Consider the following 15,092-nt stretch of genomic DNA (forward strand, 5'->3'; position numbering starts at 1 on the left):
AGACGGGGAGGCGTAAAGCCTCCCCGGTTCGTTTATGGAAACCACATGAATATTCTGATCGTTGGGCCCAGTTGGGTCGGTGACATGGTGATGGCGCAGACACTGTTTCAGTGTCTCAAGCAGCGCCACCCGCAGTGCGAAATCGACGTGCTGGCCCCCGAGTGGAGCCGGCCGATCCTCGAACGCATGCCCGAAGTGCGCGAGGCCTTGAGCTTCCCGCTCGGCCACGGCGCGCTGGAGCTGGCGACCCGTCGGCGGATCGGCAAATCCCTGGCCGGCCAGTACGACCAGGCGATCCTGCTGCCGAACTCGTTGAAGTCGGCGCTGGTGCCGTTCTTCGCCGGCATCCCGAAACGCACCGGCTGGCGCGGCGAATTCCGCTATGGCCTGCTCAATGACGTGCGCACGCTGGATAAAGAACGTTATCCGCTGATGATCGAGCGTTTCATGGCGCTGGCCTACGAGCCGAACGCCGAGCTGCCGAAACCTTATCCGCGCCCGACTCTGCAGATCGATCCGGTGACCCGCGAGGCCGCCTTGGCCAAGTTCGGTCTGACCCTCGACCGCCCGGTGCTAGTGTTGTGCCCCGGCGCCGAATTCGGTGAAGCCAAACGCTGGCCGTCCGAGCATTACGCCAAGGTCGCCGAGGCCCGCATCCGCGAAGGCTGGCAGGTCTGGCTGTTCGGTTCGAAGAACGATCACGCCGTGGGTGAAGACATCCGCGCGCGGCTGATTCCGGGCCTGCGTGAAGAATCCGTGAACCTCAGCGGCGGCACTTCGCTGGCCGAGGCCATCGACCTGATGTCCTGCGCCGATTCGGTGGTCTCCAACGATTCCGGCCTGATGCACGTGGCCGCTGCGCTGAATCGCCCGTTGGTGGCGGTCTACGGGTCGACCTCGCCGGGTTTCACTCCGCCGCTGGCCGAACACGTGGAAATCGTCCGCCTGGGCCTCGATTGCAGCCCTTGCTTTGATCGCACCTGCCGTTTCGGCCATTACAACTGCCTGCGCCAGCTGATGCCGGACGCGGTCAACGATGCCTTGCAGCGTTTGCAGGGCTCTGTGGTCGAGGTTCATTAACTTGCGGGTATTGCTGATCAAGACTTCATCGCTGGGCGACGTGATTCACGCGTTGCCGGCGCTGACCGATGCCGCCCGGGCGATTCCCGGGATCAAGTTCGACTGGGTGGTGGAAGAAGGTTTCGCCGAGATTCCGACCTGGCACCCGGCCGTAGGCAAAGTGATTCCGGTGGCAATCCGCCGCTGGCGCAAAAACATCTGGAAAACCATCACCAGCGGCGAATGGAAGCGCTTCAAGCAGTCCGTTCGGGCGAACAAATATGATCTGGTGATCGACGCTCAGGGCCTGCTGAAAAGCGCCTGGCTGACCCGCTACGTCAAAGCCCCGGTGGCCGGTCTCGACAAGGGCTCGGCCCGCGAGCCGATCGCTGCGCGCTTTTATGACCGCAAACTGGCGGTGGCCCGTGGGCAGCACGCCGTCGAGCGCGTGCGCCAGTTGTTCGCGATTGCTTTGGGTTACGACTTGCCCAAAGGCCTGGGCGATTACGGCCTCAACGTCGAGCGTCTGGTCGAACTGCCGCGCAAGAATGCCTACGTGGTGTTCCTCCACGGCACTACCTGGGACACCAAGCACTGGCCGGAAGCCTACTGGCGCGAGCTGACCGAACGGGTCGGCTACCTCGGCGTGGGGATCAAGCTGCCGTGGGGCAACCCGCTGGAGAAGGCCCGGGCCGAGCGCATCGCCGCCGGTTTCAAGCACGCCGAAGTGCTGCCGAAGCTGAACCTGGCCGGGGTCGGCAAGGTGCTGGCCGGCGCCCAGGCCTGCGTCGCGGTGGACACCGGTCTCGGCCATCTGGCCGCGGCGCTGGACGTGCCGACGATTTCCCTGTTCGGCCCGACCAATCCGGGCCTGACCGGCGCCTACGGCAAGCTGCAGATTCACCTCGGCAGCGATTTCCCGTGCGCGCCGTGCCTGCAAAAGAAATGTACGTATCAACCGACCGCGCAGGATGCCCGTCAGTTTGACCTGAAACGCGAGTGGCCCCTGTGCTTCACGCGTCTGAATCCCGAGCGTGTTGCCAGCCGACTGAGCACGTTGTTGATGGCTGAGGAGCTGCGCTGATGCAATTGGCTTTTGTCTTGTACAAATATTTCCCGTTCGGCGGTTTGCAGCGCGATTTCATGCGCATCGCCCTCGAATGCCAGAAGCGCGGGCACCAGATCCGCGTCTACACCCTGATCTGGGAAGGCGACGTGCCGCCCGGTTTCGAAGTGCTGGTGGCGCCGGTCAAGGCGTTCTTCAATCACCGCCGCAACGAAAAGCTCAGCGCGTGGATGGAAGCGGACCTGGCCAAGCGCCCGGTGGATCGCCTGATCGGCTTCAACAAGATGCCGGGGCTGGACGTCTACTACGCCGCCGACGGCTGCTTCGAAGACAAGGCGCAGAACCTGCGCAATTCGCTGTACCGCCGCTGGGGCCGTTATCGCCACTTCGCCGAGTACGAGCGCGCAGTGTTCGCCAAAGACGCGAAGACCGAAGTGCTGATGATTTCCGAAGTGCAGCAGCCGCTGTTCATCAAGCATTACGACACGCCGCTGGAACGCTTCCATCTGCTGCCGCCAGGCATCGCCCAGGATCGTCGACGCCCTGCGGATGCCGACCAGATTCGCGCCGGTTTCCGCGCCGAATTCAATCTGAAGGACGACGAACTGCTGCTGGTGCAGATCGGCTCCGGGTTCAAGACCAAGGGTGTCGATCGCAGCCTCAAAGCGCTGGCCGCATTGCCCGCCGAACTGAAGAAACGCACCCGGCTGTTTGTAATCGGCCAGGATGACCCCAAATTGTTCCAGATGCAGAGTGCAACGCTGGGCCTGGGCGACAACGTGACGTTCCTCAAGGGGCGCAGCGATATCCCGCGTTTCCTGCTCGGCGCCGATCTGTTGATCCACCCGGCGTACAACGAAAACACCGGTACGGTGCTGCTTGAAGCGCTGGTCGCCGGGTTGCCGGTGCTGGTCAGCGCGGTCTGCGGTTATGCCCATTACATCGCCGAGGCCGACGCCGGGCGGGTGTTGGACGAACCGTTCGATCAGGCGCAACTGACGCAATACCTGACTGACATGTTGAACGACGACGCTGCACGGGCGGCCTGGAGCCGCAACGGTCTGGCCTTCGCCGAGACGGCCGACCTCTACAGCATGCCGCAGCACGCGGCCGATGTGATTCTGGCGGAGCACGCTTAAATGAAGTTGATGCTGGCTGAACCGTTCAAGAGCCTGTGGGCTGGCCGCGATGCGTTCGTGGAAGTCGAAGGCTTGCAGGGCGAGGTGTACCGCGAGCTGGAAGCCCGCCGGACGTTGCGCACGGAAGTCGACGGCAATGGCTTTTTCGTCAAGATCCACCGCGGTATCGGCTGGGGCGAGATCTTCAAGAACCTGCTGACTGCCAAACTGCCGGTGCTCGGCGCGGGCCAGGAATGGAAGGCTATCCAGCGTCTGCAGGAAGTCGGCGTGCCGACCATGACCGCCGTCGCGTACGGCGAGAAGGGCAGCAACCCGGCGGATCAGCATTCGTTCATCGTCACCGAAGAGCTGGCGCCGACCATCAGTCTCGAAGACTTCAGCATCGACTGGGTCAAGCAACCGCCGCAGCCGAAACTCAAGCGGGCGCTGATTGCTGAAGTTGCGCGCATGACCGGCATGATGCACCGCGCCGGGGTCAACCACCGCGACTGCTACATCTGCCACTTCCTGCTGCACACCGACAAACCGGTCACGCCCGAAGATTTCAAACTCTCGGTGATCGACCTGCACCGCGCCCAGACCCGGCCGGCGATCACTCAGCGCTGGCGCAACAAGGATCTGGCGGCGCTGTACTTTTCCGCACTGGATATCGGCCTGACCCGCCGCGACAAGCTGCGCTTCCTTAAAGGTTACTTCCAGCAACCGCTGCGCCAGATCCTGGCTGAAGAGGCGCCGTTGCTGAGCTGGCTCGAAGGCAAGGCCAACAAGCTCTATGCGCGCAAGCAACGTTACGGGGATGCGCTCTGATGGCGGGTTGGAATCTGGAGCCTGAGTACAGTGAACTTGCGCAGCATTTCGGTAGCCTCGAAGCGGTATTTGCCCTTCAGGGCGAGCGCCTGACTCGCGATCCATTGTCCGAAGTCATTCGCGTGCAGCTCAACGGCGTCAACTATTACGTCAAGCGCTACAGTGGGGCCGGCAAGGGCCTGCGGCGTTATTTGGGCAAGCCCCGGGTGAAGATGGAATGGCAGAACCTCAAGCGCTTCGCCAAGTGGGGCATTCCCACCGCCGAAGTGGTGGCGTGGGGCCTGGAGCGTAACGGCATGGCCTACGATCGCGGGGCGATGATCACCCGTGAACTGCCGCGCACCGAAGACCTGTCGGCACTGGCCGAGCGCAACGATCCCAAGCTCAAGGATCGCGCCTGGGTCGACGGCGTCAGCCGGCAACTGGCTGCTTATACGCGTGTCATGCACGACCACCGCTTCACCCATAACGATCTGAAGTGGCGCAACCTGCTGATCGACGATCAGGCGCAGTTGTTTCTGATCGACTGCCCGAACGGCGATTTCTGGCGCGGCTTCTGGCTCAAGTACCGGATCACCAAGGATCTGGCCTGTCTCGACAAGGTGGCCAAGTATCACCTGTCGAACACCCAGCGCCTGCGCTTCTACCTGCAATACCGTGGACGTGATCGGCTGAACGCCGCCGACAAGCAACGGATTCGCCACGTGGTGAGATTTTTCGAGGGACGCGAATGACTGATTTTCTGGCCGCTGAAGACCGTGCGCTGCTGGAGCGCCACGGTCTCGGCACGTTCGATGCGCTGTGGTCCAAGCAGCTCGATGCTGTGGATGAGCCCAACACCGATGGCGGCGGCTGGAGCAGCGTGTTTCGTCTGGAGCTGGAAGGGCATGGCTATTACCTCAAGCGCCAGTGCAATTACCTGACTCGCACCTTGCACGCGCCGTTTGGCGAGCCGACGTTCGCCCGGGAATTTCGCAACATCAGTCGTTACAACAAGCTCGGCATTCCGGCGTTGCAGGCGGCGTTCTTCGGTGAGCGCAAGGTCAACGGCGAAGTCCGTGCGATCCTGCTGACCCGGGCGCTGGATGGCTGGGACGATCTCGATTCGCTGCTGCAGCGCTGGTCCGACCTCGATACCGCGCAGCAATCGGCGATTCTCAAGTCTTGCGGCCTGTTGGCGCGCCATCTGCACGGCATGCGTCAGGTGCACGGCTGCTTCTATCCAAAACACATTTTCCTGCGTGCCGAGGGCGATGGCTATCAGGCGCAGTTGATCGACCTGGAAAAGACTCGGCCGTTGCTGTTCGGTATGCGTGACCGGGTCAAGGACCTGGAGCCGCTGCTGCGCCGTGCGCCGGAGTGGAGCGAAGCGCAGTTGCGTGAACTGCTGGCGGCGTATCTTGATCAATCGACGGACAGTTCGCTGGTCGATAGCTGGGTCACGCGGCTGACCGCGCGGCGCAGTCGCAAGGAGACCCGCTGATGCAGCTGTCCGACCTGAAAAATGCCGGGCGCACGCCGAGTCTGCCGCTGACGGTTTCGCTGGCCGATGCGGCGGGCGCTGCCGATTTGCAGTTGCTCAGTCTGTTGCGGGTGTTGCCGGGGCAGCGTTACGTCGGTGCCGGTGTGTGGCGCGGGCGTCCGGTGCTGGCCAAATTGCTGGTCGGCAGCAAGGCTGCTCGACATTTTCAGCGTGAGTTGGAGGGCGTGAAGCTGCTTGCCGCCCAGGGCATGACCACGCCGTTGTTGCTGGCTGATGGTCTGAAGGACGGCGAAGGTGGCTGGCTGCTGTTCGAATTCCTCGAGGGCGCCGAAAGCCTGGGCGATGCCTGGAACAAGGTCGAATCCTTGCCGGTGCTGGCCGACGAACAGTCGGCGGTGCTGGCCGAAGCGCTCGGCGCCATTGGTCAGTTACACGGTAAAGGTTTGTGGCAGGAAGACCTGCACCTGGACAACCTGCTGCGCCACGGCGGTCAGCTGTATCTGATCGATGGCGCAGGTATCTGTGCGGAAAGCGCCGGCCAGCCGTTGTCCCGTCAGAAAGTGCTGGAAAACCTCGGGGTGTTCTTCGCCCAGTTGCCCAAGTCGCTCGAGCCGTTCACCGAAGAACTGCTGGTGTATTACCTGCTGAGCAACAGCGAGCACGCGCTGCCGCTGGAAGCTTTGCAAAAGCAGATCGACAAGGTGCGCGCCTGGCGCTTGAAGGATTACCTGATCAAGGTCGGTCGTGAGTGCACGCTGTTCAGCGTCAAGCGCGGCGCGTTCGGTCTGCGGTCGATTCGCCGCGAGGAAGAGCCCGCGATGTTGCCGGTGCTGGAGCAGGCCGATGCCTTGCTCGATCAGGGCCATCTGTACAAGACCGGCGGCGCGGCCAGTGTCGGCAAGGTCGAGGTTGCCGGGCGTGCGCTGGTGATCAAGCGTTACAACATCAAGAATTTTACCCATTGGCTCAAGCGCTTCTGGCGCCCGAGCCGCGCCTGGCATTCCTGGCGCGAAGGCAATCGCCTGGCGTTCCTCGGCATCGCCACGCCCAAACCGCTGGCGGTGCTGGAAACCCGGTTCTTCTGGCTGCGCAGCAAGGCCTATCTGATCACCGAACACCTGGCCGGGCCGGACATCATCGAGCGCTTTGCGCCGTACGTCGAAAACGGCGCGGCGCCGGAAAGCGAGTTGCAGGCGCTGGATCAACTGTTTGCACGGTTGATCGCCGAACGCATCAGTCATGGCGACTTCAAGGGGCACAACCTGTTCTGGCAGGAAGACCGCTGGGCGTTGATCGATCTGGACTCGATGTGCCAGCACGGCTCGGTGGGCAGCTTCGCTTCGGCCTATGCCCGGGATCGTGCGCGGTTCATGCGTAACTGGCCTGAGAGCAGTGCGCTGTATCAGGTGATTGATCAACGTTTGCCCAAGGATGTAGCGGGCACTGCGTGATTATTTCGCCAACGTGTAAGACGTTTCTGCTGTTGAATCCGGGTGAGGGTTGTAGCGACAAATCCTTGTGACTTGTCCTACGGCCTTCCCGGAATCCATGAACTGCCCCTCGCAAAACCCCGATGCTAGCTTGCCCCGACGTTCCCGGAGGGCAAATCTTGAGCATCAAAAACGCTATCACCATCGGCGCATTTTCCCTGGCACTGTCCGGTTGCGGCACCGCTGTCACGGTGTTGCAGGACGAAGAGGGCGCCACGCGCGGCCTGCGCAAACAGAAGACCTACTGCCAGTCGATTCCGCGCATCTACAGCGGGCTCGCCCACGATTTCTGCCTGCTGCACGCGCCGCCCGATCCTACCGGCATTCTGGTGCCGGTCGTCCTGCTCGACCTGACCCTGTCCGGCGTCTTCGATACGGCGTTTCTGCCGTACACGATCTATCGCCAGGCGGTGGACGGGAATATCAGTGTTTATTGGCGGCCAGGTCGTGGGTGAGGCTTTTAAAACTTTTGCGGCTTCCAGAAAGCGAAAAGCCCCGGTGATCTCACCGAGGCATCAACGCCGACCGGGATCTCCCAGTCCATTTGCAGGGGAGTCTAAGTTGAAGCTTCTGTTGCGTCAACGCACCCGCCGGCCAGTTCCGCTAGAGGTTTGTCGGCGCTTTTAAGCTATAATCCCGCCCTTTAGCTGTCTCTCGCCCGGTGCGAGGGCACATCATTTTTCAAGGCGCATCGCGCCTGAATGCAGACTAAAGAGGCTAGACCCCTGTGGCATTGACGATTCTTGGCCTGTCCGGCGCCCTTAGCCATGATCCTTCAGCAGCCTTGTACATCGACGGCAAGCTGGTCGCGGCGGCTGAGGAAGAGCGCTTCGTACGCGATAAACATGCAAAGAACCGCATGCCCTACGAATCGGCGAAGTTCTGCCTGGAGCAGGCAGGCATCAAGCCGTCCGACGTTGACGTGGTCGCGATTCCGTTCGCCCCGATCAGCATTTTCGGCAAGGCTCGCTGGCAGTACGCCAAGCGTTACTGGTACGCCCCGGACCGCGCGCTCGATGCGATCCTGATGGGCAACCGTCGCTACAAGCGATATCGCAACAAGATCGTCTGGTGCCTGGAGCAACTGGGCTTCGATCCGAAGAAAATCAAGATCGAGCCGGTTGAACACCACCTGGCCCACGCTTCCAGCGCCTATCACTGCTCGGGTTTCAAAGAGAAAACCGCGATCCTCGGCATCGACGGCAAGGGCGAGTACGCCACGACCTTCTTCGGTTACGGCGAAAACGGCAAGATCCACAAGATCAAGGAATTCTTCGATCCGGACTCCCTCGGCGGCCTGTACGGCGCGATCACCGAGTTCCTCGGTTTCGACATGCTGGACGGCGAGTTCAAGGTCATGGGCATGGCGCCGTACGGCGACGCCAGCAAATACGATTTCTCGCGCCTGGCCTCGTTCGAGAACGGCGAGTTGGTGATCAACACCGACTACGCCAACGTGATCGGCCTGCGCCGCTATAAAGAGAAGGGCAAGGGTTACTACTTCTCGCCGAAACTGATCGAGTGGCTGGGTCCGAAGCGTGAAGGCGACATCGCCGACGAGCCGTACATCCACTACGCCGCCAGCATTCAGGCGCTGTTCGAAAAAATCGCGCTGCAGATGATCGACTACTACCTGGGCGACGTGCTCAAGGAAACCGGCAAGCTGGCCTACGCCGGTGGCTGTGCGTTGAACGTCAAGCTCAACCAGAAAATCATCGCCCGCGACGACGTCAAGGAACTGTTCGTACAGCCTGCCTCCGGCGATGCCGGCACCGCAGTCGGTGCAGCGGCCTATGTGTCCAACGCCCGTGGCGTGCCGGTCGAGAAGATGGAACACGTTTACCTCGGCCCGTCGTACAGCAACGAAGACGTGATCGCCGCGTGCGCCCGTCACGAGAACAAACCGACCTGGCGCAAGCTCGACAACATGCCGGAGCAGATCGCCAAGATCATGGTCGATGGCAACCCGGTGGCCTGGTTCCAGGGCCGCATGGAATTCGGTCCGCGTGCACTGGGTGGTCGTTCGATCATCGGCTGCCCGAGCGTGGCGGGCGTGGCTGACCGCATCAACCACCAGATCAAGTTCCGCGAGCGCTGGAGGCCTTTCTGCCCGTCGATGCTCGACACCGTTGCGCCACAGATGATCAAGATCGATCACCCGGCGCCGTTCATGACCTTCACCTTCGAAGTGGCTGAAGAGTGGAAGACCCGCGTGCCGGAAGTCGTCCACGAAGACGGTACTTCCCGGGCCCAGGTGCTCAAGCGCGAATACAACCCGCGCTACTACGACATGATGAAGGCGCTGGAAGTGCTGACCGGCAACGGCGTGTCCCTGAACACCTCGCTCAACCGCCGTGGTGAACCGATGATCTGCTCGCCGACCGACGCCCTGAACATGTTCTTCGGCTCGGATCTGCAATACCTGATCATGGAAGACATCCTGGTGGTCAAAGAAGGCGCAAACGCTTATGACACGCTCGGCTGAACGCCATGTGCTGCAGTTCTGTCACGGCTATGACGGGCCGTTCCTCGACTGCGCGCGGCAGTACGCCAGCCTGTTCGCGGGCACCGGTTATCGGGTCACCACGGTCTTTCTGACCGGGGCTGCCGATAGCGAGGTGGCCGCGGCCTGCGCCTCCGATGAAGTGTTGTTCATGGAATACAGCTCCAAGGCCATTCGTGGCCTGAAGCTGGGCGCCATCGGCGATCTGCGCAAGATCGCCGCTTCACGCAATTTCAGTTTCTGCATCGCCCATCGCTTCAAGCCGATCTACATCGCCTTGCTCGGCACTTCGCTGCCGGTGATTGGCGTGCACCACGCGTTTGGCGATTACAAGCGCGGCTCGCGCAAACTCTTTGCGCACATTTTCCGCAAGCGTCTGAGCCTGCTCGGCGTGTCCGATGCGGTGCGCGACGACATGCGTCGTTGCCTGCCGAAATGGCCGGCGACGCGCATCCAGACCCTCTACAACCGCATCGATGTCTCGGCGTTGCAGATGAGTCAGGTGTCGGCCCGTGAAGCCCGCGAGACCCTCGGTCTGTCGTCGGATGCGTTCATTGTCGGCAACGTCGGTCGCCTGCACCCGGACAAGGATCAGGCCACGCTGCTGCACGGTTTTGCCGCAGCATTGCCCGGTCTGCCGGCCAACAGCCAGCTGGTGATTCTCGGCAAGGGTCGTCTTGAGGATGAACTCAAGGCGCAGGCCCGCGAGCTGGGCGTTGGTGATCGCGTGCTGTTTCTCGGTCAGGTGCCGGACGCGCGCAATTATTTCCGGGCGTTCGATGTGTTTGCCCTGAGCTCCGACCACGAACCGTTCGGCATGGTGCTGCTGGAGGCCATGGCCGCCGGTGTGCCGTTGCTGGCCACGGCGTGTGGCGGGGCGAAGGAAGTGGTCGAAGGCGTGGGCATTCTGTTCCCGCTGGGCGATGCCGAGCATCTGGCCCAGGGCCTGAAACATCTGGCCGGCATGGACGAGCAGCAACGCCGTCAATGCGCCGAGATGATGTTCGATCGCCTGCGCGAGCGTTTCTCCGACCGCGCCGTACGCGACACCTTCTGGCATTTGCCGCAAGTTACCGATCTGGCACCGAGGGGCTGATGCTCAACCGATTTCAAGGCTGGCGCGAACGTGGCTGGTCGCCCGTTGACGCCTCAACTTATGCACAGGCCTGGCAACGTTTCGGCGGCAGCGTCGCGACTCATCCCATGGTGGTCGAGCGTCTGGCGAGTCTGGCCGGCATCCCGGTGCGTTATCTGGCCTGGGAGCAGCAGGGCGAAATCAAGGCCGCGATCCCGACCTGGGGCCGCGACCTGGCCTTGTCCAAGGACGTGCTCAAGCGCAACGGCAAGAAAGGCCTGTTCGACCTCGGCAACGCCGAGCTGATCCTGCCGGCCGCCGCCGATGCCCAGGCCCCGCTGCGCCATCGCGGGCGCTACCTGTCGGCGCTCAACGAAAACCGCTTCAGCGGCCTCAAGTTGCAGACCGAACAACTGGCCATGGCCCGTACCCCCGAAGAACTGTCGAAGAAGTTTCGCTACAACCAGCGCCGTGAACTGCGCCTGCTGGAAGAGGCGGGCGGTGTGGTGCGGCCGGTCAGCGACTTCTCGAGTGCGGAACTGGCAGCAATCTACTGCGACTTGTTTCAGCGTCGCTGGGGTTTTCCGGCCACTGGTGCGGCACGCATGGCCGAAGTCATCGAGCTGCTGCGCGATTTGTTGATCGGCTCGGTGATCTTCCTCAACGACGCACCGATCGCCATTCAATTGGTGTACCGCGTCGAAGCCCCGGAGTGGATCAGCGTCGAATACATCAACGGCGGCGTCGACCCTGAAACCCGCGAATTCAGCCCCGGCAGCGTCCTGAGTTTCCTCAATACGCAAAGTGCCTGGGAACATGCGCGGGCACTGAACAAGCCGCTGCGCTTTTCCTTCGGTCGCGCCGACCGTGAATACAAGGATCGCTGGTGCAATCCTGTGCCGGTCTTCACCGTATGAGTCAGCCCATGAGCCGCAAACAGCAACTGCTCAAGCGTCACCGGCGCAATAAACGCATCGGCCTGTTGATCGCACTGATCGTGTTGATCGCCCTCGGCGTGCTGGTGGTCTGGTGGCTGCCGCTGGTGCTGGCGGTGGCCGGCTGGATTGCCCACGAAGCGTGGTTCGCCGATCACCTGTTCTATTCGCCGAAAGACGATTACCAATACAGCTTTCCGCCGTTCACCCCGCAGCCAAAGGTGCATCTGAACGGCGAACAGTTGCGCCTCGACGAGGGCGTGATGCTGGTGGACGACGCCACGCTGATCCTCGCCGTGAAGGTCAAGAGCAGCTTTCTGGGACGCTTCTTCGATCCTCGGGTCGAGTTGCTCGGTGGCACCCATCCCGATGCGCAGACGTTCGAACGCGGCGTCAACGGCCAGCGTTATCTGAACCTCAGCGGTCAGGCGCAAGCCTTGTCGCAAGGCCAGTTGCGTCTGCGCGGGCGCTTTTGCCGGGTGTCCGGCGAGCCGGTGCTGTGGGCGCTGGAGCAACCGGACTACCGTCAGCAGCGGGTGATGGTCATCGCCCCTCACGCCGACGATGCCGAACTGGCCGCCTACGGTCTGTACAGCCAGGCCAGAGAAGCCTGGGTCGTGACCCTGACCGCCGGCGAGATCGAAGCCGAACACTATCAACAGATGGGCCTGAACAAGGTCGAGGCGGCGCGGCTCAAGGGTCGCTTGCGTGCCTGGGACAGTCTTGCGGTGCCGCGCTGGGCCGGTGTGCCGCAGGAACATTGCGTGCAGCTCGGTTATTTCTGCCTGCAACTGGCGGCGATGCAGGCTGCGCCGAATCAACCAGTGGGCTCGCGGGAAGCCGATCTGAACGACACGCGTCTGTTCCGTCAGCTGAATCCGTTTGCCTTGCCCGGCGATGCCGACGGGGCGCCGACCTGGAACAATCTGCTGGCCGACCTGCGTGACGTGCTGTCCCGTGCGCGCCCGGATGTGATCGTGCTGCCGCACCCGACGCTGGATCCGCATCCCGACCATATCTGCGCCCAGGAAGCCGTGCTGGAAGCCTTGCGCAGTCTCGATTACCAACCGAGCCTGCTCGGTTACGCCAACCACTTGCACGACAACGACCGCTGGCCGATGGGCGACAGCGGGCAGGGCATTGCACTGCCACCGACGTTCGATGCGACCCTCGCGATGCAGCCACTGTGCCTGCCGTTATCGATCGAATTGCAACGGGACAAGGCCATGGCGCTGGGCATGATGCATGACCTGCAGCCACCGGCGCCGTTCAAGCGTCGCCTGCGCCGGCTGTTTCAGCGACTGCTGGCCGGTCGGCGTCCGTCGGTCTACGGCGAGAATGAATTTTTCCGCAAAGCGGTCAGACGCCAGGAGTTGTTCTGGGTACTGAAGCAGAGCGAAACAGGCGCGACGGGATCGCACCGGGGAGAGGTATGAGTCAACGCGCAAAGGTGCTGCAGCTGCAGCCCGATTACAACGTCAAATCCCATGATTTCGCCGACCTCGCCGAACAGATCGTCAAGGCGCTGCCGACCGATCGTTACGAAGTGACCGCAGCCTTCCTGCGCGGCAAACCAGGGCCGGGCGAAGCCGTCAGCCGGGCTGACCGTTCGGTGTATTTCGAGTTTTCCGACAAGTCCCTCAAGGGTATGCGCCTGCGGGCGATGTGGCAGCTGTACAAGTTCTGCCGCCGGGAAAAGTTCGACGTGGTGATCTGCAACCGATTCAAACCGGTGAACATGATGCTGACGCTCAACCGCTGGTTGAAAGTGCCGCTGTGCATCGGCATTTCCCATGGCTTCGGCGAGTACGACCGCTTCTACCGTCGTCGCCAGACTCAGCGCCTGATCGATCGGCACTGGCGCTTCGTCGGCGTGTCGCCGGCGGTCAAACAGTACCTGCTGGACTGCGATTGCGGTTTCACTGACCAGAATACGTACGCGATCACCAACGCCATCGACATCGAACAGGCCGAGGGTTTGCAGCACAGCCGCGAGCGCGCGCGCGAGCTGTTGGGCATCGACCCGAATGTGCGGCTGATCGGGGCGCTGGGGCGGCTGGTGTCGGTCAAGGGCCACACTTACCTGTTGCAGGCTTTCGCCCAACTCAAAGACAAATACCCGAACACCCAACTGGCAATCATCGGTGCCGGTCGCTTGCAAGCGCCGCTGGCCGCGGAGATCGAACAGTTGGGCCTGACCGGCCGGGCGCACCTGCTGGGTTTCAAGGAAAACGCCCTGCAATACGTACGCGCGTTCGATATCTGGACCATGCCGTCGCTGGCCGAAGGCCTGGGGCTGGCCTTGCTGGAAGGCATGAGCGGGCATCTGCCGGTGATCGCCTCGAACGTGCCGGCCATGCTGCCGCTGATCGAAGGTGCCGGTGGCTTGTCGATCACGCCCAAGGACGTACCGAGCCTGGTTGCGGCGCTGGACACCTACCTCGCGCTGTCGGATGACGAGCTCAAGGCCAAGGGTGAGCAGGCCTATCGTTATTTGCAGGAGCAGCACGACATCGAGGTCTTCCGCCAGGAATACCTGAACCTGATCGACACCGGCCTGGAGCAGGCCCGCAAGGAACAGCCGTGAGCGAAGAAAGAGCCATGAGCGAAGAAAGAGCCATGAGCGAGTCCGCAGCCGTGAGCGCAGAGCAACCCCTCGTCACCGTCATCATCGCGTCCTATAACCACGGGCCGTACATCGAGGAAAGCATCCTCAGCGTCCTCAATCAGAGCTACCAGAACATCGAGCTGCTGGTGGTCGACGACGGTTCGAAGGACGACAGCGTCGAGCGCATCAATGCCTTGCAGGCGACACATGGCTTCGACTTCCGGGTGCAGCAGAACCAGGGCCTGACCAATACGCTCAACGGCGCTATCGCTCGGGCCAAAGGCAGCCTGATCGTACCGTTCGGCTCCGACGACATCATGTACCCGGACCGGATCGCCACCCAGGTCGCCTACATGGATGGCAAGCCGGAAGTGGGCATCTGCGCCGGCAACATCGAGCTGATGGACGCCGACGGCAATCTCTACCCGGAAAAGCGTCAGCGCCGGGATGTGCCGTTCCGTCGCGCGGATTTCGATGACATGTTCCTGGAGCGCAAGCCGTATCCGCCAGCGCCGACCCTGATGATCCGTCGTGAGGCGCTGGACAAGGTGGGCGGGTTCGACCCGTCGATTCGTCTCGAAGATCTGTACATCGAGCTGAAAATCACCCGCGCCGGGTACTTCATCGATGGCCTGAACGTGGTGATGGCGCGCTATCGCAAGCACGCCACCAACTCCTACAAGAATCACCGTTTCATGATCGAGAACATCCTGCGCACCTACGCGCTGTTCAGCGATCATCCGCTGTACGACGAAGTGCGTTACAAGTCGCTCAATTCAATGTTCCTGAAAACCGCCAATCGCGATCGCAAACTGGCGCGGGAGCTGCTGGCGCAAATCCCGTTCAAGGCCTGGAACAAGAAGACCTGGCGCGGGCTCGGTCGGTTACTGTTTTCACCGCTGGAAAAAGACTGAGGTCGCTGTCGCT

General features: G+C 62.1%; 14 protein-coding genes. All 14 read left to right on the forward strand.

From position 1 onward, the window contains the following. Window positions 1-45 precede the first annotated feature (45 nt). The 14 genes from waaF (at window position 46) to AC1RT4_RS17420 (ending at window position 15,079) form a co-directional block, all read left to right on the forward strand. A complete protein-coding gene (gene waaF / locus AC1RT4_RS17355; protein WP_493086558.1) occupies window positions 46-1,080 on the forward strand; it encodes a lipopolysaccharide heptosyltransferase II in 1,035 nt (344 codons plus the stop codon). A 1-nt stretch (window position 1,081) separates the two neighbouring features. Continuing rightward, entirely contained in the window at window positions 1,082-2,143 is a 1,062-nt protein-coding gene (waaC, locus tag AC1RT4_RS17360; protein ID WP_074689605.1) for a lipopolysaccharide heptosyltransferase I, read from the forward strand. Beyond that, window positions 2,143-3,264, forward strand: coding sequence for a glycosyltransferase family 4 protein (locus AC1RT4_RS17365; RefSeq protein WP_085685321.1), 1,122 nt, complete (start codon window positions 2,143-2,145; stop codon window positions 3,262-3,264). Before waaC ends, AC1RT4_RS17365 begins: the two co-directional genes overlap by 1 nt. Continuing rightward, on the forward strand, window positions 3,265-4,071 hold the full coding sequence (gene rfaP / locus AC1RT4_RS17370; protein ID WP_085608461.1) for a lipopolysaccharide core heptose(I) kinase RfaP: 807 nt from the start codon (window positions 3,265-3,267) through the stop codon (window positions 4,069-4,071). It abuts the gene before it with no gap. Next, a complete protein-coding gene (locus tag AC1RT4_RS17375; protein WP_127796717.1) occupies window positions 4,071-4,805 on the forward strand; it encodes a lipopolysaccharide kinase InaA family protein in 735 nt (244 codons plus the stop codon). The genes rfaP and AC1RT4_RS17375 overlap by 1 nt, the downstream gene beginning before the upstream one ends. Then, window positions 4,802-5,554, forward strand: a complete 753-nt coding sequence (locus tag AC1RT4_RS17380) for a lipopolysaccharide kinase InaA family protein (RefSeq protein WP_493086562.1) — start codon at window positions 4,802-4,804, stop codon at window positions 5,552-5,554. Before AC1RT4_RS17375 ends, AC1RT4_RS17380 begins: the two co-directional genes overlap by 4 nt. Next, window positions 5,554-7,005, forward strand: a complete 1,452-nt coding sequence (locus tag AC1RT4_RS17385; RefSeq protein ID WP_493086564.1) for a lipopolysaccharide kinase InaA family protein — start codon at window positions 5,554-5,556, stop codon at window positions 7,003-7,005. Before AC1RT4_RS17380 ends, AC1RT4_RS17385 begins: the two co-directional genes overlap by 1 nt. Window positions 7,006-7,163: 158 nt before the next feature. Further along, complete coding sequence (locus tag AC1RT4_RS17390; RefSeq protein WP_493086566.1) at window positions 7,164-7,499, forward strand: YceK/YidQ family lipoprotein; 336 nt, start codon at window positions 7,164-7,166, stop codon at window positions 7,497-7,499. A 272-nt stretch (window positions 7,500-7,771) separates the two neighbouring features. Next, entirely contained in the window at window positions 7,772-9,529 is a 1,758-nt protein-coding gene (locus AC1RT4_RS17395; protein ID WP_007952261.1) for a carbamoyltransferase family protein, read from the forward strand. Continuing rightward, on the forward strand, window positions 9,513-10,643 hold the full coding sequence (locus AC1RT4_RS17400; protein ID WP_493086568.1) for a glycosyltransferase: 1,131 nt from the start codon (window positions 9,513-9,515) through the stop codon (window positions 10,641-10,643). The genes AC1RT4_RS17395 and AC1RT4_RS17400 overlap by 17 nt, the downstream gene beginning before the upstream one ends. Further along, the gene (locus AC1RT4_RS17405) at window positions 10,643-11,539 is read left to right on the forward strand and encodes an antimicrobial resistance protein Mig-14 (RefSeq protein ID WP_493086570.1); all 897 of its coding nucleotides are present in this window, start codon (window positions 10,643-10,645) and stop codon (window positions 11,537-11,539) included. Before AC1RT4_RS17400 ends, AC1RT4_RS17405 begins: the two co-directional genes overlap by 1 nt. An 8-nt stretch (window positions 11,540-11,547) precedes the next feature. After that, complete coding sequence (locus AC1RT4_RS17410) at window positions 11,548-12,993, forward strand: PIG-L family deacetylase (RefSeq protein WP_493086572.1); 1,446 nt, start codon at window positions 11,548-11,550, stop codon at window positions 12,991-12,993. Further along, window positions 12,990-14,144 carry a glycosyltransferase family 4 protein gene (locus AC1RT4_RS17415; protein WP_493086574.1) on the forward strand — a complete coding sequence of 385 codons (1,155 nt, stop codon included), beginning with the start codon at window positions 12,990-12,992 and terminating at the stop codon, window positions 14,142-14,144. The genes AC1RT4_RS17410 and AC1RT4_RS17415 overlap by 4 nt, the downstream gene beginning before the upstream one ends. Window positions 14,145-14,158: 14 nt before the next feature. Next, a complete protein-coding gene (locus tag AC1RT4_RS17420) occupies window positions 14,159-15,079 on the forward strand; it encodes a glycosyltransferase (RefSeq protein ID WP_493086576.1) in 921 nt (306 codons plus the stop codon). Window positions 15,080-15,092: the final 13 nt, after the last annotated feature.

The sequence above is a fragment of the Pseudomonas sp. GW821-FHT11D10 genome, assembly GCF_058808435.1.

Bases quoted from the DNA above. Each gene is read 5' to 3' on its own strand.
- waaF (WP_493086558.1), top strand. From the start codon at position 46: ATGAATATTCTGATCGTTGGGCCCAGTTGGGTCGGTGACATGGTGATG.
- AC1RT4_RS17365 (WP_085685321.1), top strand. From the start codon at position 2,143: ATGCAATTGGCTTTTGTCTTGTACAAATATTTCCCGTTCGGCGGTTTG.
- AC1RT4_RS17385 (WP_493086564.1), top strand. From the start codon at position 5,554: ATGCAGCTGTCCGACCTGAAAAATGCCGGGCGCACGCCGAGTCTGCCG.
- AC1RT4_RS17415 (WP_493086574.1), top strand. From the start codon at position 12,990: ATGAGTCAACGCGCAAAGGTGCTGCAGCTGCAGCCCGATTACAACGTC.
- AC1RT4_RS17405 (WP_493086570.1), top strand. From the start codon at position 10,643: ATGCTCAACCGATTTCAAGGCTGGCGCGAACGTGGCTGGTCGCCCGTT.
- AC1RT4_RS17420 (WP_493086576.1), top strand. From the start codon at position 14,159: ATGAGCGAAGAAAGAGCCATGAGCGAGTCCGCAGCCGTGAGCGCAGAG.
- AC1RT4_RS17375 (WP_127796717.1), top strand. From the start codon at position 4,071: ATGGCGGGTTGGAATCTGGAGCCTGAGTACAGTGAACTTGCGCAGCAT.
- AC1RT4_RS17410 (WP_493086572.1), top strand. From the start codon at position 11,548: ATGAGCCGCAAACAGCAACTGCTCAAGCGTCACCGGCGCAATAAACGC.
- AC1RT4_RS17380 (WP_493086562.1), top strand. From the start codon at position 4,802: ATGACTGATTTTCTGGCCGCTGAAGACCGTGCGCTGCTGGAGCGCCAC.
- rfaP (WP_085608461.1), top strand. From the start codon at position 3,265: ATGAAGTTGATGCTGGCTGAACCGTTCAAGAGCCTGTGGGCTGGCCGC.
- AC1RT4_RS17400 (WP_493086568.1), top strand. From the start codon at position 9,513: ATGACACGCTCGGCTGAACGCCATGTGCTGCAGTTCTGTCACGGCTAT.